This window comes from Bacteroides faecis (assembly GCF_020091505.1).
GTDB classification, from domain to species: Bacteria; Bacteroidota; Bacteroidia; order Bacteroidales; family Bacteroidaceae; genus Bacteroides; species Bacteroides faecis.
In genome coordinates this window covers 4,942,733-4,962,535 of record NZ_CP081916.1, presented here as the reverse complement: position 1 = coordinate 4,962,535, position 19,803 = coordinate 4,942,733, and the positions used below count along the sequence as shown (strand labels likewise).

The 19,803-nt window shown below is 40.4% G+C and carries 18 protein-coding genes and 1 pseudogene; 12 read left to right on the top strand and 7 right to left on the bottom strand.

Going from position 1 to position 19,803, the window contains the following annotated elements:
• Positions 1–2 precede the first annotated feature (2 nt).
• From K6V30_RS19485 to K6V30_RS19475, 3 genes are read left to right on the top strand one after another with little or no spacing between them, the layout of a single operon-like run.
• A complete protein-coding gene (locus K6V30_RS19485; protein WP_055269636.1) occupies positions 3–1,307 on the top strand; it encodes a TolC family protein in 1,305 nt (434 codons plus the stop codon).
• A gap of 16 nt (positions 1,308–1,323) precedes the next feature.
• The gene (locus K6V30_RS19480; protein ID WP_055269638.1) at positions 1,324–2,379 is read left to right on the top strand and encodes a sensor histidine kinase; all 1,056 of its coding nucleotides are present in this window, start codon (positions 1,324–1,326) and stop codon (positions 2,377–2,379) included.
• Positions 2,372–3,172, top strand: a complete 801-nt coding sequence (locus tag K6V30_RS19475) for a LytR/AlgR family response regulator transcription factor (protein ID WP_010538494.1) — start codon at positions 2,372–2,374, stop codon at positions 3,170–3,172. The genes K6V30_RS19480 and K6V30_RS19475 overlap by 8 nt, the downstream gene beginning before the upstream one ends.
• Positions 3,173–3,177: 5 nt before the next feature.
• Here the strand turns inward: K6V30_RS19475 and K6V30_RS19470 are convergent, their stop codons facing one another.
• The 3 genes and pseudogenes from K6V30_RS19470 to K6V30_RS19460 all read right to left on the bottom strand — a co-directional run bounded on the left by K6V30_RS19470 (position 3,178) and on the right by K6V30_RS19460 (position 8,199).
• Complete coding sequence (locus K6V30_RS19470; RefSeq protein ID WP_055269640.1) at positions 3,178–6,297, bottom strand: ATP-binding protein; 3,120 nt, start codon at positions 6,295–6,297, stop codon at positions 3,178–3,180.
• A gap of 120 nt (positions 6,298–6,417) precedes the next feature.
• Positions 6,418–7,038, bottom strand: a pseudogene (locus K6V30_RS19465) (sensor histidine kinase); the annotation flags it as partial.
• A gap of 633 nt (positions 7,039–7,671) precedes the next feature.
• Complete coding sequence (locus tag K6V30_RS19460) at positions 7,672–8,199, bottom strand: DJ-1/PfpI family protein (RefSeq protein WP_055269719.1); 528 nt, start codon at positions 8,197–8,199, stop codon at positions 7,672–7,674.
• Positions 8,200–8,365: 166 nt separating this feature from the next.
• Here K6V30_RS19460 and K6V30_RS19455 point away from each other — a divergent pair, with 166 nt between their 5' ends.
• A complete protein-coding gene (locus tag K6V30_RS19455; RefSeq protein ID WP_010538490.1) occupies positions 8,366–8,713 on the top strand; it encodes a winged helix-turn-helix transcriptional regulator in 348 nt (115 codons plus the stop codon).
• Positions 8,714–8,798: 85 nt separating this feature from the next.
• On the opposite strand, the gene K6V30_RS19450 is transcribed toward K6V30_RS19455, so the two are convergent.
• Positions 8,799–11,033, bottom strand: a complete 2,235-nt coding sequence (locus K6V30_RS19450) for a S9 family peptidase (RefSeq protein WP_055269642.1) — start codon at positions 11,031–11,033, stop codon at positions 8,799–8,801.
• Between the two features lie 260 nt (positions 11,034–11,293).
• Between K6V30_RS19450 and K6V30_RS19445 the strand changes: the two genes are divergently transcribed.
• The 6 genes from K6V30_RS19445 (at position 11,294) to K6V30_RS19420 (ending at position 15,401) form a co-directional block, all read left to right on the top strand.
• Positions 11,294–11,737 (top strand): GNAT family N-acetyltransferase, encoded by a 444-nt coding sequence (locus tag K6V30_RS19445; protein ID WP_055269644.1) that lies wholly within the window; start codon positions 11,294–11,296, stop codon positions 11,735–11,737.
• 13 nt (positions 11,738–11,750) lie between these two features.
• The gene (locus K6V30_RS19440) at positions 11,751–12,431 is read left to right on the top strand and encodes an RNA polymerase sigma factor (protein ID WP_010538487.1); all 681 of its coding nucleotides are present in this window, start codon (positions 11,751–11,753) and stop codon (positions 12,429–12,431) included.
• Between the two features lie 61 nt (positions 12,432–12,492).
• Complete coding sequence (locus K6V30_RS19435) at positions 12,493–13,023, top strand: DinB family protein (protein WP_010538486.1); 531 nt, start codon at positions 12,493–12,495, stop codon at positions 13,021–13,023.
• Between the two features lie 533 nt (positions 13,024–13,556).
• The gene (locus tag K6V30_RS19430; protein WP_055269646.1) at positions 13,557–14,531 is read left to right on the top strand and encodes an alpha/beta hydrolase; all 975 of its coding nucleotides are present in this window, start codon (positions 13,557–13,559) and stop codon (positions 14,529–14,531) included.
• Position 14,532: 1 nt separating this feature from the next.
• Positions 14,533–14,814 carry a DUF2089 family protein gene (locus K6V30_RS19425; protein ID WP_010538484.1) on the top strand — a complete coding sequence of 94 codons (282 nt, stop codon included), beginning with the start codon at positions 14,533–14,535 and terminating at the stop codon, positions 14,812–14,814.
• Positions 14,814–15,401: a hypothetical protein gene (locus K6V30_RS19420; protein WP_055269648.1), complete on the top strand. Its 588-nt coding sequence runs from the start codon at positions 14,814–14,816 to the stop codon at positions 15,399–15,401. Before K6V30_RS19425 ends, K6V30_RS19420 begins: the two co-directional genes overlap by 1 nt.
• Positions 15,402–15,524: 123 nt before the next feature.
• On the opposite strand, the gene creD is transcribed toward K6V30_RS19420, so the two are convergent.
• Genes creD through K6V30_RS19405 form a run of 3 tightly spaced genes read right to left on the bottom strand, consistent with a single transcriptional unit; the run spans position 15,525 to position 17,802 of the window.
• Positions 15,525–16,880 carry a cell envelope integrity protein CreD gene (creD, locus tag K6V30_RS19415; protein ID WP_055269650.1) on the bottom strand — a complete coding sequence of 452 codons (1,356 nt, stop codon included), beginning with the start codon at positions 16,878–16,880 and terminating at the stop codon, positions 15,525–15,527.
• A 25-nt stretch (positions 16,881–16,905) separates the two neighbouring features.
• Positions 16,906–17,202 carry a winged helix-turn-helix domain-containing protein gene (locus K6V30_RS19410; protein WP_010538481.1) on the bottom strand — a complete coding sequence of 99 codons (297 nt, stop codon included), beginning with the start codon at positions 17,200–17,202 and terminating at the stop codon, positions 16,906–16,908.
• On the bottom strand, positions 17,203–17,802 hold the full coding sequence (locus tag K6V30_RS19405; RefSeq protein WP_224207189.1) for a hypothetical protein: 600 nt from the start codon (positions 17,800–17,802) through the stop codon (positions 17,203–17,205).
• A 255-nt stretch (positions 17,803–18,057) separates the two neighbouring features.
• On the opposite strand from K6V30_RS19405, the gene K6V30_RS19400 reads away from it, so the two are divergent.
• Together K6V30_RS19400 and K6V30_RS19395 are read left to right on the top strand one after the other, a co-directional pair.
• Positions 18,058–18,498: a MarR family winged helix-turn-helix transcriptional regulator gene (locus K6V30_RS19400; protein ID WP_055269654.1), complete on the top strand. Its 441-nt coding sequence runs from the start codon at positions 18,058–18,060 to the stop codon at positions 18,496–18,498.
• Positions 18,479–19,798: a TolC family protein gene (locus tag K6V30_RS19395; RefSeq protein ID WP_055269656.1), complete on the top strand. Its 1,320-nt coding sequence runs from the start codon at positions 18,479–18,481 to the stop codon at positions 19,796–19,798. Before K6V30_RS19400 ends, K6V30_RS19395 begins: the two co-directional genes overlap by 20 nt.
• The last annotated feature ends 5 nt before the right edge of the window (positions 19,799–19,803 follow it).

Here is a 19,803-nt window from a genome sequence, read left to right as displayed (position 1 = left end):
AGATGAAAATAAGAATATATAGCTTGTTGTTTTGCGGCTTTGCTCTGGGACCTTTATCTGCTTTTGCCCAACAGAGTCCTCTGCTTGAGAAATACCGGACGATGGCACTGGATTACAATCACGACTTGAAGGCGGCAGAAAAGAACATAGCCGCCAGTGTGGAAGTGGAAAAATCAGCCCGGGCAGATTTGAAACCGAAACTTTCCGGAGCAGCTAATTTTCAGTATACAGAGAATCCGCTGGAACTGACTTTGGACGTCCCTTCTTTGGGATTATCGAGAACTGTAGAAGGGAGGCAGCTAAACTATGGTGGCTCTCTGTCTATCGTGCAACCGATCTATACGGGCGGACGCGTGCTGGAATCCATTCGCATGGCACAGCATCAGCAATCATTGGCTGCCAATCAGGCAAGGGCTTTGAATGACGCCGTTTGTTATCAGACTGATATTCAATATTGGAGTGCCGTAGCCCGGCAGGAGATTGTGTCTGTTGCCGAAGATTTTCGTAACTCTATAGCAGCTTTGGTTCAGACAATCAAAGAAAGGGTGGAGGTAGGGCTTGTTGATCCGCAAGATTTACTGATGGCGGAAGTAAAGTTGAATGAGGCGGAATATCAGTTGCTTCAGGCACAAAGTAATTTTGAAACAGGGCGCATGGCATTGAATTCTATGATTGGCGTTCAGCTGGAACATCATACGGAGCTGGATTCGCAGATACCGATGGTGGTGGTCGAAGATTCTACGTGGCTGTCTGCCGGCATGACACGTCCTGAGATCCAAATAGCTTATGACCGGATTCGTATGGCCGAGAGTACAAAGAAGTTGAATGATTCGCAGTTCAAACCTCAGTTTTATGTGGGTATAGACGGAAGTTACTCTTCTCCCGGATATAATTTCAAGAAAGATCTGGACCCCAATTATGCTGTTTATGCTAAAGTCTCCGTACCCATTTTCGAGTGGGGAAAGCGTAAAAGTGAGAAACGTGCTTCTTCTTTTCGGATAGGTATGGCAGAAGATAATTTGAATAAAGTGATGGATCAGGTGGAACTGGAAATAGGCGTGGCACGTAAAGCATTGTCACAAGCCATTGAGCGGGTCCGTTTAAGTGAAAGTTCATTGGCCAAAGCAGAAGAAAATGAAGCGAAAGCCATAGAACGTTATAATGAAGGAAAGGTTTCAGTGGTGGAGGTGATTGATGCGCAAACCTATCGGCAGACATCGCAGGTGAATTATGTGCAGGCCAAAGCTGCGGCACAAGGACACTATTCGGAGTTAATAAAAGCTCTTCACGGATATGATTGTCGATAAAAAGCGCTAACTTTGTATGAAAAGAGCCGACTATATGAATGTAAAGTTGAACACCTTATTATATGTAGTGCTGTTTTCAGGGTTGGGTATATTCTCTTTCCTGTTACTGATCAATTATGCAACCTTCTCTGATCGGGTTGCTGATATATTACATTCAGTCAGTACACTGGGATTTTTTATATTGGCTTTTAATGTGCTGGGATATACCACTATCAGATTAAGTTCATGGATCGACAATCAGTATGCGCTGAATCTGCATCGGTGTTGGAAGCTGGTCTCGGTCTATATGGTCGTAATGGGGATGTTTTTTTTGCTGAACTACGGTTTGATGGTAACTGCCAAATTATTGGCAGGAGCTTCCCATCCGTTTACGTTTCCCAACGGAGGATGGCGGATTCTTATTACTGTATGGCTGGTAGAGCTTGTCATTTTAGGATTGCTGCTGGCTAATCGTTCCATGCGGAATACATTGAAGTTGCAGCAAGAAGCGGCTGCCTTGCAGAAAGAGAATAATACGGCACGATATACGGCTCTTCAGAACCAATTGAATCCTCATTTCCTATTCAATAGCCTGAATACATTAATTTCGGAAATTCGATACAATCCGGCAAATGCGGAGTTGTTTACCCAGCATCTTTCCGATGTGTACCGTTATATTCTTCAGTGCCAGAATCAACGACTGACAACATTGAGGGAAGAACTGGAATTTCTGAACTCTTATATCTTTTTGCATCGAGTACGGTTAGGGGATTGCATCCATATAGATAACCGTATTCCGAAAGCCTGTCTGGAAGCTCAACTTCCCCCGCTTACGATTCAGTTACTGGCGGAGAATGTAATAAAACATAATGTGATTCATATGGGGAAACCAATGACTATTGAACTGTTTTATCTGGAAAAGGAAAGGGAACTGGTAGTCAGTAACCGGATGCAGGCTAAAAAATCAGCAACAATTTCAGGGACCGGATTGAAGAATCTTGCTGCCCGGTATAGATTGTTGTGCAATCGTGATATAGTAGTAGAAAACACTTTACAGAAGTTTACCGTAAAAATACCTTTGCTCTATGAATAAAATAAAAGCAGCCATCATAGAAGATGAGATTCCGGCAGCCCGTCTGCTTAAGGATACATTATTGTCTCTTCGTCCCGATTGGGAAGTTCAGTTGTTGCCCGGTAACATTGAAGAGGCGGTAGAATGGTTCGGACAACATCCTCATCCGGATATTCTCTTTCTGGATATTCAGCTGACGGATGGTAATTCCTTCCTTTTTATAGAACAAGCGCACCCGGAGAGCATGATTGTATTTACTACAGCTTATGATGAATATGCCGTACGTGCTTTCTCTGTGAATAGTATTGACTATCTCTTAAAGCCAATCCATGAGGACCGTTTGATGCAGACTATTCTTCGTTTTGAAGGGTTGACAAAGAATTATATTCATGATTTCAACCATGAAAGCCGGATGCTGGAAATATTGCAGCAACTTTCTGTTGTACAGGAAGCTTCTTCTTCAGCACAGAAAAAGTATCGTACCCGTTTCCTGATTTCCGGTGGTGAGAAGCTTTTTACTTTGCAAGTGAGTGATATCGCCTACTTCTACTCAGAGAATAAGCTCACCTTTGCCGTGACTCATAAGAACCGTGAGTATCTAATTGATCTGGCATTAGACCGATTGAGCGAACAACTTGACCCGGATCACTTTTTCCGAACGAACCGTCAGACATTGGTCTGTATTGATGCCATTCAGCGTATTGAATCCTACTTCTTGGGAAAAGCGATTGTTCATGTGCAACCACCTTTCAAAGATAAGATCGTGGTGAGCAAAGACAAAATGGCTTCATTCAGGATGTGGCTGAATTATTAGTCATTTTATAGCAATATAATGCGCTTTTGCATAATGTCTGTAAGTTGTGCCTTCAACTGACGGGCATTGATTGGTTTCGGCATATAACCGTCGAAACCACTTTCCATTACCTGCTGTTCGTCCGAAGCGTATGCAAAAGCCGTGACTGCAATAATCGGTACCTTAGCGGAGTATTTGCGAATTTCTTTAGTTGCTTCATATCCATTCAGAACGGGCATGTTGATGTCCATCAGTATGATTTGCGGATTATATTCTTTGAACATATTCACAGCTTCCTGACCGTCCCAGGCATGAATCAGATGGTAGTCGTATTTTAGAATAGACTCGAATAACTTATAGTTGCTTTCATTGTCTTCAGCAATCAGAATGATCAGTTTGTCCTTTTCTATGAAAATCGTCTGTGTTTTCTTCGGGAGAGGCTTTTCTACTGTTTCGGCTTGTTTGTAAGGCAATGTAAACCAGAATGTAGCCCCCTTTCCTTCTTCTGATTCCACTCCGATTTTACCACCCATATGATCAACGAGTGTCTGGCAAATTGAGAGCCCTAATCCTGTTCCTTGTGTAAAGGAATTCAATTTTATAAAACGTCCGAAGATACTTTCTTGTTTATCCTGGGGGATGCCGCAACCTGTGTCAGTTACGTAAAAATAGAGCTCATCGTTTTGGTGTTCATATCCGAACCGGATGCTGCCTTGAGGTGTAAACTTTATGGCATTGGTTATAAGATTGATAATTAACTGGGATAACCTGTTTTTTTCTATATGTGCAAAACAAGGTTCTGCAGGAGCTACAAATTCCAGCTTTACAGTATCCGACTTGAGTTTCAGTTGGCAGCTGTTTTCCAGATCTTTCATTAAATCATTGAGTTCAATATCGGAATAATGTAAATCCAATGTTCCGGCTTCTATTTTGGATAGGTCGAGGATGTCACTGATGAGTTGCAACAATAGGGTATTATTGTTTTCAATGATGCTGACATATTCCTGTTTTTCCTCTTCTTCCTCCGTAGAGGCCAATATGCCGGAGAAGCCGACGATAGCATTTAATGGAGTACGAATTTCGTGACTCATGTTGGCGAGGAAGGCGGACTTCAGACGATTAGATTCTTCGGCACGGTCTTTGGCATTGATCAATTCCATTTCCATTTTTTTCCGTTCGGTAATAACGAGTGAGGAGCCTATCAAAGTTAACGGTTTGCCGTTCTCATCCCGCGTTTCAACAGCTGCCTGGGCTTCCACCCATTCTATTCTATGAAATCCGTTTTGTGTGCTGATCACACGGTACTCTTCTTTCACTTTTTTCGAATGACCTTCTATCAGGTTCTGATAAGCTTGTTCTACCCGTTTTCGGTCTTCTTTGAATATCTTGGAAAAATATTGATTGTCCGGAACAGCCAATTGATCTTCATTAATGTCTTTTCCTTGTGTGCTTAGCTCTATCGGTTTATTGATGTCACATAGGATTGTTTTGCTTTGCAAATCCCATTTCCAGGGTACAATGTTTGCCACATCGAGTGACATGGCTAGCTTATTATTGATAGTACTTAGTTTTTGTTGTGCCCTGTGTAATTCCGTACTGTCCAGGCAGAATACATCGATCATCTTGTTTTGAGGATTCGCTTTGAGCACAATGTCATAGAAAGTATTTATTTTCTTGAAATAATAGGGAAAAGTTATTATCTTATTTTCAGACAAAGCTATTTGAGTGAAGTGTAAGAATGGGGGCATTGACTCAAGGAATATTTCACTCGCTTTTCTTCCGATAACTTTCTCTTTGCGGAAAAATTTCTTTTCAAAGTGAGCATTCACATTACGGTAAATCAATTCTATAGGAGTACCGTTTTTGTCAGTAATCACTTCTTCCTGCATATATAGAATAGGCATATTATTAATCAGGCTTTTATAGTTTGCCATTGCTTCGATCTCTTTTTGCTGTGCTTTTTTGATGATATTCAGATTATGAATACGATAGAAAAAAAATAATGCCAATAATAGAATGAAGAAAAGTGTTCCTATAATAAAGTACCTGTTCTGTTCCCAAAAAGTGAGTGGTTTGTTTAGAAAACAGGTGTTGGGCGGACACATGGAGGGGGAGTATCCTTTACGAAGCAAGATAGTATAATTAATGATGGGCACACCGTCCGATGGTGTATAGAAAGGAATTTCCCGTGCCTGCTTTCCATTAAGTATTTCGGAGACAATATGAATCAATTGCTGATTGTAATGTTTCTGATTGTAAGTATAGCCACCTATCATACCTCCGTTTTCCTCGGTAATGTCGGCCATATTGAGGGTGAAAATAGGGGCGCTGGTTGTCACGATAAGTTTGTAGGCATTAGAAGCTAAGTATGTATTTCCCGCAAATTTAGTTTTATAGAGCCAGGAAGCAAATAGTATTCCTGTTGTATTCGGATCGATAAAATACAATGAATCCAGTAATTGGTTGGTTGTCCATTTCTTCGGAGTGATGAACTGATATTCGATGTCCGGATTCATGGTTTTCAACTTGCTCTGTATCTCAATGCTATTGGTTTGGTTGATTTGCCGTTCATCCCCGATAAATATAAATTTCTTCATATCGGGGACTATATGAGATATTAGTTGTATGTTTTCCTGAAGATAGAGGTTAGAGTATAAATGAACCAAGTTGTATGGATCGGCCAGTTGAGAGAGTGGTATACAGTCGGCTTTTACAATCGGTTGCTTGCATATATAGACTTCTTGTGAGCCTATATAGTTTTCTTCCGAACATAATACGATAGGAATATCCCCCCATAGTTCTCTATATTCGTCGCGCAGCAATAGAGCTGAATTACCCAATAATACCAGTAAACGTGGATGATGTTTACTATATTTTTCCTGAATAAGATTCTTGAATTCCTTCAAGGTGGTATCGGTATCAATCATTAGCATATTCATATGTTCCGCATATAAAGTTAATTGGGGAACTTTTTGTACATATTCTGATATAGCGGAGATCATCCGATTACTCCATGGAGCAGATTCTGCATAGGAATTGATACACAAAATGTAATTTGAGATATCTATGTGGTCTCTTTGCGCTAAAATAGGGGTAATAGATACGAAACATAGAAAAAACAGTAGCAGATGTTTTTTTATATTCATAAAGAGGTCTGTTTGTGCTCGATTTAATAATTAATGGTTGATTTGATATGGACAAAAGTAGTAAAAACAATCTGAAAAACGATAATATCCCTTCAAAAAATGATAAAATGAAAATATTAACTAAAGAATTTCATCTTTTATGTTGTATAGGTGCGTAAACCGAAAGCGAGAACCGGCTCCCTGTTCGGATTCTACCCCGATATGACTGCCGAGATGATCTATGATACTTCTGCAGATGGACAATCCCAGCCCCGTTCCTTTCGAAAAAGAATTCAATTTCACAAAACACTCGAATACATGTTCTTTTTTGTCCGGAGCGATGCCCATCCCTGTATCTGTCACGGAAAATTCGATTGTCTGACTATTTTCGTTCAGATGATATTCAAGAAGAATTTGACCTTCACTGGTGAATTTGAGAGCATTGTTGATGAAATTGGTGATAACCTGCATTAAACGTTTCTTATCTGTATAAATGCAGTAATCTGGAAGGTTGGAAGCAAGTAGAACGGGTACTGCCTTGTCCTCCTTTATGTCGTAATTGCGCATAATATCCTCACAGAAGCTCTTGACATTGAGATGGTCCATCGTGAATTCAAGAGTTCCGGCTTCTATTTTTGATAGATCCAGAATATCTGATATTAACTGTAACAGCAAATCTGTATTCTCTTGCATAATATTAATGTATTCCCGGCGCTCTTCTTTGCTGTCTGACTCGACAAGGAGGCTTGCAAAACCGACAATTTTTAAACCCATAGTATTTACAAATATCAGTTAGCGATTCTGTGATTTTTGCTTCGATAGTTTTATCACTGTTCAATCGTTCTAGAAAATGAAGTAAAAATGCGCTAAATCCTTGTTTCTCTTTGTTCATATACTGTTTATACCTAAGGTTAGATACGTTGCATGTGTATCGTTTTTCTTTTCAAATATTCAGGTCGCTAATATACAAACTTTTGAAAGATAATAATGTTTTACTATTTTTTTGTAATAGTCCGTTATTCTTTATTTTGATACGAAAACAGAAGGAGTGACAGCAGTTTTTTCTTAACTATAGAGAGTAATCGCCATATGTAGGTGTATGGAATGGGTACTATCTGTTTTTTATCAATAGTTACCTGCTCATTGTTGTGTTTTATTGACGAACGGATTGGGAAAATTGGTGAGTGGGAAGCGGATTTTGTAAGTCGTTGGTTCTTAATACTATATGAGTATTGTTTTTTCCCTTTTAAACCAACACCCTGTTGGTTTAAAACCAAGGACCCGTTTCTCGGTGTGCAACGGGCCGTTGGTTTTAAAGGAACGAATGACTTAATAATCCAATTGCATGAATCATTCTTCTTTTGTGTAGAATTCTTCTAAGATGTACTGCCAGGGTTATTTCAATGCTTCTATGATTCTTGGTAACATTGTCCAGATCGTATTCTCATCTTGTGCAGTAAAAAAGTTGCCATCTATTTCCGATTTTTCATCCGTGGCGGTTCCATTTTGAATTGCCGGTTTGGCTAGCGGGTGAACAGCTATTATTTTGCCTTTCGTTATACCTGTAAAGTCAAACATCATGGCGCCGGCACAATGCCCGATCATCACCTTTCCTTTTTCTCCGAAGGTCTTGATGACTTCCATCAAGTCTACATTGTAAGGCTTGTCTGCGTATTGCTGGAATACAGGTACTGCATCACCGCAAGAGAATACGAGTGCGTCAAATTCGTCCTCATGTCCTTTTAGATTGGCTATTACATCATCTACTGTCAGGGTAACTCCTGAATTAGTTTTGATTTCTTTCGTATCCGATACGGCAAATACTTTATATGGAATGCCGTTTTCGAAAAAAGCTTCTAAATACTGGAATAAACCACACCCATTTACCGGATTAACTGCTAAAACTGCTACTTTCTTTGCCATAATCATCATTATTAGAGTGAAACAATAGTTATTTTTAGTAAGTTTATTACTTTTGTGATGCAAATGTATCTACCTTGATTGAGAAATACAATAACGAACCTCAGAATAAGGAAGTTACATGGAAGTAACTATTGCTGAAACTCAACAATATATAAAACGTTAAAAGATGAAAAACTTTCACCCGACAGGGAATTGTCCCGTAAGAGATGTTATATGCCGCTTGGGAGACAAATGGTCGATGCTGGTACTCATTACTTTGAATGCCAATGGCACGATGCGTTTTAGTGATATTCATAAAACGATAGAGGATATTTCACAGCGGATGTTAACTGTTACTCTTCGTACGCTTGAATCTGACGGCTTGGTTGAACGGAAAATATATGCAGAAGTTCCTCCCCGTGTAGAGTATTACCTGACAGATACAGGAGGAACTTTAATTCCTCATCTTGAAGGATTGGTTGGCTGGGCTTTAGAAAATATGGATACAATTCTGGAGCATAGGAAAGGCAGCTGATCAGTCAGGGCAATTGTGTTATTAGGCGCAAATGAAAACAAACAGGACTTCATTTGCGCCTGATAATCCATAGTGAAGACGGATGCTACTTTATTTCATTCCATCCCGGTGGAGTTGTATTTAGCAGATGGCGCACGAAGAAATCATAGCGTTTATGTTCACCATAACTTTCTCCCATCGTATGATGGGCTCCGGGGATGACGACTAATTCAAAATCTTTATTAGCTTTGATCAGAGCGTTCACTACCTGCATGGTGGAAGCCGGATCTACGTTATCATCCATTTCACCTACTACCAGCATTAGCGGACGGCTAAGCAGATGGGCATTTTCAACATTCGATCCTTCTTTATATTGCTCCCCAATGGGGTATCCCAGCCATTGTTCATTCCACCAGATTTTATCCATGCGGTTATCATGGCAACCGCAGGCTGAATATGCTGCTTTATAGAAGTCCGGATGAAACAGTACTGCTGTCATTGATTCTTGTCCACCTGCGGAACAACCATATATTCCGACACGATCTATATCCATATAAGGATACTTTTGGGCTGCAGATTTTATCCAGGCGATATGATCGGGTAACCCGGCATCTTTCAGATTCTTGTAGCACACGTTTTCGAAACTGCGTGAACGGAAAGAAGTTCCCATACCGTCTACCATTACAACAATAAAACCGAGTTCGGCAATACCACTCATATAATAGTTATAGGGGATGAAATTCTTGGGGACGTATTGGCTGCCGGGCCCTTGGTAGATGTATTCCAGAACAGGGTATTTCTTGGCGGGGTCGAAGTTGGAGGGACGAATGATGATTCCCCACATATCCGTTTTCCCGTCACGTCCTTTGGCTGTGAATACTTCGGGGGCTTTCCAGCCTTCCGCTATCAAACGGCTGATATCGGCAGTTTCGAGTGGCATGATGACTTTTCCGTTTTCAGCATTGCGGAGTACGGCTATGGGGGCTTTGTCTACCATTGAATATACATCGACCAGATATTGCATATCTTTGGAAAACCATGCGTTGTGCATTCCTTCTTCCGGAGTGAGACAAGTGAGATTTCTGCCATCGAAGCCGATACGATAGTAACGGATCAGGTAGGGATCTTCATTGGCCTGTACACCATTTGCCGAAAAATAAATAAGTTGGTTCGTTTCATCTACACGAAGAATATCACGTACATACCATTCGCCTTTGGTTATCTGATGAACAGGTTGGGCTGTGGTGCGATCATACATATACAGATGATTCCAGTTGTCACGTTCACTCATCCATATCATCCGTTTTCCATCTTGCAAGTCGTGGCGGAAATGGCGGGAATAATTGACGTATTTATCACTTGTTTCTTCTATTAACGGACGTACTTTTCCTGTTGTAGCCGAAAGCTCCAATACCCGGTAAACCTGATGGCCGCGTTGGTTGTATTCGAAGGTAACGGCTTGGCTGTCTTTATTCCATTCGGGACTCGTAAGATAATATTGTTGAGAGAATAAATCTGTTGATGGAATCACATCGTGTCCTGTTTCTACTTCGTAAATGCAGGGTATCCTAAATGGAAGTTCGTCTCCCGGTTTGGCATACTCTTGTTTGTGGAGTTTAGGTTGAAGTTGGTCGGCAGGGGAGGATTCAACATAATATACATAGCGTTTTTCTACCGGGCGGATCTTGCAGGAAGCCACTTTTTTACTGTCGGGAGACCAACGGATATAGGCTGAGTAATAATTTCCCAAAGTACCGTCGAGACTTAACTGTCTTTCTTTTCCGGTGGCTATTTCCTTTACATATATATTATGATTCTTAGTGAATGCTACATATTTCCTGTCAGGAGAGGAGACGGGAGTTGCTGTTTTTTCGTCGTCAGTTTCCATCCAGTGGCGTTGTTTGTGTGGAGCCGGCAGAGTGCCTTCGTCTGTCAGCTGATTGGTGTTGATGGCATACATCCATCGATGATTGTTGAAGACGAAACGTAGTGTATCCAACTTCTTATTGACTGACAGACGATCCAGATAAAGAGAAGTCGATTCTATTTTACGTCCTGATGCTTCACTTAAAGCCGTTGCCATAAGTTTGTGGTCGAACAAGTCTTTCCTGTTTTTATGGTCGGCATCCACTAATACATAGAGATGTCCTTCGGGAGTATTTCGCACATACCAGAAATGATGTGTTTCATCAATCCACTCCGGATTCACATTGGAATAGAATACTTTGTTGGCACTGAATTTTTCTCCTGATGAGTAAGCGCGGCGGTAATCTTCTATGGTACCTTGTGCAACAGCTGTGTTTGTGCAAAAGAGCAAGACTGCTAATAACAGGTTTTTCATGATTCTACGATTAAAATTTGCCAACAAAGTAAACGATAATAATAGGAGAAAACAAACGCATTGTATTATTTTTCTATTGATTTGGACGATTGTCTGATTGTATCTGTATATTCTTAGAATGTGATATTCTCAATTTCAGCATTTATATCAGAGCAGGGACCGGCTGGACCGGTTCTCAAGATATACTTTCGAGAAATTGTTTATCAGGTGAATTTTTATACCTTTGCAAGATACTGATAAGATGTTCAAAGTTTTACAATATGGAGATAAAAAAAGTAATTTCTGATAAAAAAGAGTTTTTGGAACTGTTGCTGCTGGCTGATGAACAGGAAAGTATGATCGACCGTTATCTGGAACGTGGTGATATGTTTGTCCTGTATGATGACGGGTTGAAAGCGTGCTGTGTCGTCACCTGTGAAGGGGAGGGGATTTACGAAATTAAGAATATAGCTACGATCTCTTTTTTCCAGCGACAGGGATACGGTAAACGCTTGATTCAATTTTTATTTGAACATTATCAAGGGAGGTGCTCTGAAATGTTGGTTGGAACGGGAGATGTGCCTTCTACGAGATCTTTCTACGAACATTGTGGCTTCACCATCTCTCATCGGGTAGAGAACTTTTTTACCGACAATTATGACCACCCTATGTATGAAGACGGTGAACAACTGGTAGATATGGTGTATCTGAAAAAGACATTTTAGTGTTTACTCTGTAATGGAAATGGATGTAAACCGGTTGGTGGAAGAATATGGGAATATGATTTCCACGATTGCACACCGGATGATTCAGAATAAAGAAATAGCCCGCGAAGCGGCGCAGGAAGTGTGGTATGAACTTTGCAAAAGTTTCCATAGTTTTAAAGGCGATTCGGAACTTTCTACATGGATATATACTATTGCCCGGCGTACCATCGGCAGGTATGCGGAAGGTGAAAGGCAGATGAAGATGACCGAGGTAGAATATTTCCGTTCGTTGCCTGAAATCGAATATTCCGGTGAGGAAGAGGCAAAGCGGGAATGGATAAAGGAAAGATGCGACTGGTGTATTACTGCTCTGAATCATTGTCTGAATAATGATGCCCGACTGATTTTTATCTTTAGAGAAAATGTAGGGTTGCCCTATCGGCAAATCAGTGCGATAATGGAACTGAAAGAAAGCAATGTACGGCAAATCTATAACCGTTCAATTCAAAAAATCACTCTTTTTATGAATGATACCTGTCCGTTGTATAATTCCGGTGGTACCTGTAAGTGTCGTATTTGTAAACCGGTACATTCCATTGATATGGATAAGGAATACGCAATAGTGCAGAGAATGATGAGGCTGGCAGATTTATACCGGAAATTTGAAAAAGAGTTGCCTCGAAAAAATTATTGGGAGAGATTTTTGCTGTAAGTTGTCACAAACCTCATGTGTGTTTTCACTAACTATATGTATAATTTAAAAACATATAGTTATGAGTAAAATTGAATTTTTAAAAGAGCAGATGATAGAGGCTCGCGCTTTTGTGAAACGTTTGATGTCCGAATTGCCGGAAGATTTATGGTATGTGATTCCCGAGGGTACGGATTCAAATTTCATCTGGCAGGTGGGACATTTATTGGTTTCGCAGAATTTTCATACTATGACTGCTGTGACAGGAGTAAATAAGAAAGTAGGAGAGCTGTTGCCTATTAAAGAATATAACAGAATATTTAATGGAATGGGAACCATGCACCGTTCTATAGAAAAAGATATGATTCCCGTACTTAAATTAAAAGAAGAGTTTGAGATTGTTCACCAAATTTGTATCAGTAGCTTGGAAACATTAAATGATGATATCTTATCCGATTGTTTGGAACCTCTTCCGTTTAAACATCCGGTAGCAGAAGTAAAGTATGAAGCACTGGCATGGAGCTTCAAACATGAAATGTGGCATAGTGCGGAAATGGAAGCTATCAAAAGAGATTTAGGCTATCCGATTGTGTGGATGAAACAAGAAATATAATAATATAAGCGGAATTATAAAAAAATGGGGCATTAATCGGAAGACCAGTGTCCCATATTATATTTGTTCTACTCGTGAAGTATTTATAAATCATATACGGTTACGGCAATCAAACCACAGGTGCTTGTGGAGGTATTGACTTCTGGGGCAGTTGCTGGGAATGGACTTCATCCACGAACGCAGATGGTTTGTATATTGTCAAAGGTGGTAGTTGGGACTCTGACCGTGATGATTGTCGCAGCGAAAAATCGGATGTCGTAAGAACGGGTACGCAAGGCTATGTCAATGTTGGTTTCAGGGTAGTAAGAACCGATTTTATTTAATCATTAAAAACAATATTCAAATATGAAAAAGTTATGTGGAACATATGATTTCTTAAATATTCGTCTTATTATAACTCACAAAAGTGACTATAAATTCAATTAGTATTGAATATAATTAAATATAGATTTAATTATATTCAAATAATTATTTGTTTTATTCGTTTTTGTGATTACTTTTGTGATAAATTAAATCATCTAAATGTAAATCATATGAAGTGTATCTCTCTTACTTTAGCTCTTTTCTTATCCTTGTGTAGCTTTTTATGTCAGGCTCAGATTCTTCCTGTGGAAGAGCAAGCAGTAGTCTTGAATACAAAAGAGGGGGATATAAAAGGAAAGCTGCTGCTTCCTGATGAAGGGAAAGTATGGCCGGTAGTATTATTGATAGCTGGTTCGGGACCAACTGACATGGATGGAAATTCAGCTGTTGGTAACATGAAGAATAACTCGTTGAAGTTTCTGGCTGAAGGTTTGGCGAAGAATGGCATCGCATCTTTGCGTTTTGATAAGCGGGGGATAGCAAGTAGTGCTGCTGCCGGAAAGGAGGAGGTAAAACTACGTTTTGAAGATTACGTGAATGATGTGACCGGATGGATTGATTATTTGGCAAAGGACCGTCGTTTCACCGGTATTACGGTAGTTGGTCATAGCGAAGGTTCGTTGATTGGTATGTTGGCTTGTAAGGACCGTCCGAAAGTAAAGGGATTTGTTTCGTTGGCGGGAGCCGGGCGTCCGGCTTATGAATTGATAGAAATTCAGGTTGCCGCTCAGAAGTTACCTGAAGCGATGCTGAAAGAAGTGGCTTCCATTAATGAGTCGCTGAAGGGTGGTAAAGAGGTGACGGATGTTCCTGTGTATTTACAATCGTTGTTTCGTGCTTCTGTTCAGCCATACCTTATTTCATGGTACAAATATAATCCTCAGACTATTATTGCTGCTTTGAAAGTACCCGTTCTGATTGTACAGGGGAAAACTGACATTCAAGTTTCCGTGGAAGATGCGGAACTATTGAAGAAGGCTTGTCCTGCTGCCAGATTCCTTCTGATCGATCGTATGAATCATGTTTTGAAAGATTGTGATGTGACGGATCAGCAACAGCAACTTGCTGTTTATACTAATCCTTCGTTACCTGTGAATACCATTTTAATATCTTCTGTCAGTTCATTTATAAAGAAACCAAAGTAATATGGGGGAGATAAAGAAGCGTTTACCATTACAGTGCCCGGCATGTGATGCTCCTTTGAGAGTGAACCGGTTGTTTTGCGAAGAGTGTAATACAGAGGTTTGTGGTAATTTTGAACTGCCTCTGCTGGCACGGCTGTCGGAAAAGGAACAGCAGTTTGTACTCGACTTTGTAAAATCGAGTGGCAGTTTGAAAGATATGGCAAAAAATATAGGAGTCAGTTACCCTACTGTTCGAAATATATTGGATGATTTAATCGAAAAACTAACAAAAATGGATGTATGATGGGAAATAAGGTAATAGAACAAATCGTAAATCCGTTCATTCGGATTGCCGGTATGAAAGCATTGGGCTGGGGAGTTTTAGGTCTGGCTGTTTCTACGTGGATCTGTTGGATATCCGGTTATCATTATCACGGATTGCTTCATTTCGGTCCTGCTCCCAATCCGGCTTGGTGGTGTTATTTGGCGGAGCATTTGATCGTGTGGCTGATTCCTGCGTTACTGTTCTTTCTTGGAGGTGTTTTTTTGTCACATTCCCACATTCGTATAGTAGATGTGTTGGGCACTGTGCTGTTTGCCCAGTTACCGTTACTGGTGATGAATTTAATTAGTTTATTGCCGCCTATGCGAATGTTGTCTCAAATGGATATGAACATGTCACCCGAAAAGCTGCTGGCACAACCTTATTTCTTGCAAGCGGTGGTTTTGTCGTTGCTGGGATTACCCTTTCTGATCGTTATGCTTGTATGGATGTTTAACGCATTGAAGGTATCTTGCAACCTGAAGAGCTGGCAGTTGTGGACAGTTGCACTAGTAGGAATTATCGGCGGTGATGTTTTGTGCCGTATAGTGATCGGGTGGTTGTATTGACGGTCAAAAACATGGTGACACTATCCTGCTGTCATAGTGTCACCATCACACAGATATAGTGACACCATAACAATGGGATAGTGTCACCATGTTAAGACTGTTTATATTGCCATCCAGGCATTCCTATTCATTGAACCAGTCTATCTTTTTAGAGAAGTACATTACTAATGCCAGAATGCAGAACAATCCCAAACTACCTGCCAGTAAAGCGAAGGTCTCCAGCTGAATGAGAATAAAGATATAAAGGTAAAGGATGCTCAACAATCCGGACATGGTCAGTGCAGGTTTCTTCTTTTTGATGATACCAAACATGTATCCTCCTACCAACATAATGGTTAATGCAGCCGATATTAAATATGCCGGGTTGAAACCGATATGTTCGGAGAAGGAGAGTAGTAAGCTGTAAAACAGACATAATGCCAGACCTACCAATAAATATTGTAAAGCGTGGATACGGGTCTTATTCATGATTTCTGTGAAGAAGATTACTCCGAACGTTAGCAGGATAATCAGAATTGCATATTTGGCGGAACGCATAGATTGTTGATATTGCTCTACCGGAATCTTAAAGTTGACACCAAAACTGGAATTATCCACCTCTTTAATATTGGCACCACTGTAATCCATCATGACCTGTGAATAGTTACGGTTCAGATTTAAAACCTGCCATTGAGCCGAGAAATCTTTTTCTGTGACATTCCGGTTATTAGGCAAATAATTGCCTGTAAAACTGGGGGTGCTCCAGTTAGCTTTCAGATCAACACGAGTTGTTTTCCCCAGTGGGATAAAGTTTAGAGATTGAGAACCTTTCAGTTTTATTTTTATCTCATAAGGCAGTTTCTTGTTCGTCTTCAACTCCGACAGATTAGCGATGGCATGCACACCTGTACTGCTTAATCCCCTGTTGTCCATTCCCGGTTCAAAGATATAAACAGAATCTCCCAAAGCAATGCTGATTTGCTCGCTGATTCCCCGCATGTCCGTCAGGTTCAGGCAAATGGCAGCTCTGTCCAATTGTAGTTGCTCTATATCTATTCTGCTTTTTCTCAGTTCTTCCGAGCTGAATGAACCTTTCAATGTGAGCTCCGACTGATATACATTGACCTCATAGATACTCCTTTTGAGTATTTCTGTTTTTAGCTGGCCATTGATTGAAAGTTCGTCAGGGAATAACATCAGGTCTTTGATAGATACTTTCTTTTCCCCTTTGTTTTCCGTAACGACCGGATACTGGATATTCAGATACGGTCCGGTGACGGTCTGTGCAAGGCTCCATTTTTCGCTTACCTCGTTAATTGCTTCTTCCTGTGTGCGTCCTCGTTCCGAGATGAGGTCTTCGATCATAAACATAGGTATCATCAGAAGAATAATTAATCCTCCGATAATCACAATTTTGATTGTTTTTGAGAAGCGATGCAGGCATCCTAATGGTTGCTGCTGTTCTACCTCTTCGTTTGATTTTTCATTGAAACCGTCCATAAGATAATAGTGTTTAGATGAATTATTATGTTGACTTTAGAAAATTCTCTAAGGCTTCAATATGGGATTTAAAGGCATCTCTGCCTAATTTTGTAGCTCGGAAAACTGTTCGTGGTTTTCGGCCTACAAAACCTTTTATGCATTCGATATATTTCAGCTCTTCCAGTGCACGGGTATGACTTGCCAGATTGCCATCTGTCAGGGAAAGCTGTTCTTTCAGAAAATTGAAATCAGCTTCCTCATTGACCATCAGCACAGCCATAATCCCCAACCGGACTTTGCTTTCGAATGCTTTATTAATATTTTGGAATGCTTCTATCATTTATGATTTCCTTCTTTCGTAATGTAAATAGAACAATATGCCATATAGAATATGGAACCCACCGAAACCGATGGCCCAAAACAGTAAGGAATGACCTTCCCAAAAACAGTCGATGATTCCCAGTCCGATAAAGGCATATCCTAACCAGGCAATGCTGGAATAGGTAAACTTGGAAACATTGACTAATGTCAGACCATAAAATAAAAGCATGATTGATCCTATTATGCCATAATATCCATGCAATAGAATGGAAATACATAATATGCCTCCGGTCAACATCGGGAGAGAAAAATTCCACAATGCCCGATAAGTCAGCCGGCTAAAAAACTTTTGCCCAGTCTTTTTGGATTTATAGTAGGAAAGGATACAGGCAGTGACAGCGGAGACTGTCAATACAAGTGAAGCTACTATGATCATTAGTTCCAAAGCTGTGCTCAACTTTGTGTCTGGTGTAATAACTTGTGTAGCGACATAGGCGCCCACTAATGCGTAAATGCCCGCCATAATTGCAGCGAGACCACTGAAAGAGATAAACTTTGAGGACTTTTCCATCAACTCTTTTATCTCATTTACTGATTCTAATGCTTTGTCTTTATTCATATAAAAAAGTACTTTGTAGTGCAAAGTAAAATAAAAGATTTCAGATGAACAAGATTTTAATCGGATTATTTTGAAGAGAAATATTGAGATATACTATTAATACGTTGATAATTAAATAATTAATATATGGATAAATGAAGTCGTATGTAATAACTAAATTTGATATATAAACGAAATTAGTCAAATGTTTGACTAATTCGGGGGAAATACTTAACTTTGCCGCCGAAACGAAACAGGTAAAAAGATTTTTAGAAGATGAGAACAGGAGCAGAGTTTAGAGAGCTTATGTTGCAGGTTGTTCGTACTCGTATGGCTTTTCGCAGGGCCATGCAGCGCACTTTAAAAAAGAACAACGCAGGTATTACGTTTGAGATGTTGCAGGTATTGAGCAGTTTATGGCATGAGCAAGGAATCAGTCAGCAAATATTGGCCGAGCGTATCGCAAAAGACAAGGCATGTTTGACCAATCTGATGAATAATCTGGAAAAGAAAGGATATGTTTGTCGAAAAGGAGACCCTACCGACCGGCGTAATAAACTTGTCTTCCTGACTCCGGAAGGAGAGGAGTTTAAAAATCAAATTCGTCCGATTCTCGATCAGGTTTATGTATATGCAGAGAATATAATTGGCATCGAAAGTATTGAGACAATGTTGTCCGAATTAAAGGATGTATACGATGTGTTGGAAGAAGTATAAAGTATATCGGGCTATTCTATTTTATCCGATTTTTGCCGTCCAACCGATAATGGCACAAACAGATTCTTTATTTCTTACCGTAGAACAACTTTTCGAAAAAGGAGTGCAGCATAATTTACAGCTTCAGGCAGATATAATGAAGGAATCAATGGCGAGGGAGCGGGCAAAGACTGCACGGGCTGCGCAATTTCCGGAATTACAAATTGGCCTGAAAGGGGGAGTTGTGGGGCAGCCTGTTGTCTGGGAGCATGGATTGTCCGATCCGATGTATCCCGATGCTCCGGATTGGTCACAAAACTATACAATTGACTTTTCTCAGCCATTGTATCAGGGAGGGAAAATCCGGAGTACGATTCGTAAGGCTGATATGGAAAAGCAGTTTGCCGGGCTACAGACATTGACGGATCAGGCTGAAATCAAGCTTGGTTTGCTGAACCGGTATATGAATCTTTTCAGTCTTTTCAAGCAACGTGAAGTATTGGTCAGAAATATCGAAGAGTCGGAACTTCGTTTGCAGGATATTCGTCGGATGAAAAAGGAGGGGTTGATTACTAATAATGATGTGCTGCGAAGTGAGATGCAACTGACTGGCGACCGCTTAGCTTTGCAGGAAACGGAAAATAGTATATCGTTGGTATCACAACAACTCGATATTCTGTTGGGACAGGATGAGAATTTATTACTGAGCCCGGATACTACTCTCCTTTATCAGGCAGTAGCTTTGCAATCGTATGATGATTACATTGTACAGGCGTATGCCAATGATCCCGCAATGAAACTGCTTCGTACGCAGACTGATTTAGCCCGTAATGAGATTCGGATCACCAGATCGGCTTTTCTCCCGAATGTATCGATGTATGCATCAAATACATTGGCACGTCCGGTGTCGCGTACATTGGCAGATATGTACAATAATAACTGGAATGTAGGTATATCGGTCTCTTATCCTTTGTCTTCTCTATATAAAAACAACCACAAGGTGAAAGAGAGCAAGATGATGGTGTCATTGCGGGAGAATGAGGAGGAACAGAAAATGCAGGGAATCCGCATGGAAGTACGTTCTGCATTTTTACGCCATCAGGAGGCTTTGCAACGGGTAGAGGCTTTAAAACTGTCTGTCCGGCAGGCGGAAGAAAACTATCGGATCATGCAAAACCGTTATCTTAATCAGTTGGCTATCCTGACAGATTTGCTGGATGCAAACTCTGTCCGTTTGGATGTAGAGTTGCAACTGGTAACTGCGCGTACCCGTGTGATTTATACTTATTATCAACTTCAGAAGGCTTGTGGCCGTCTCTGAATCTA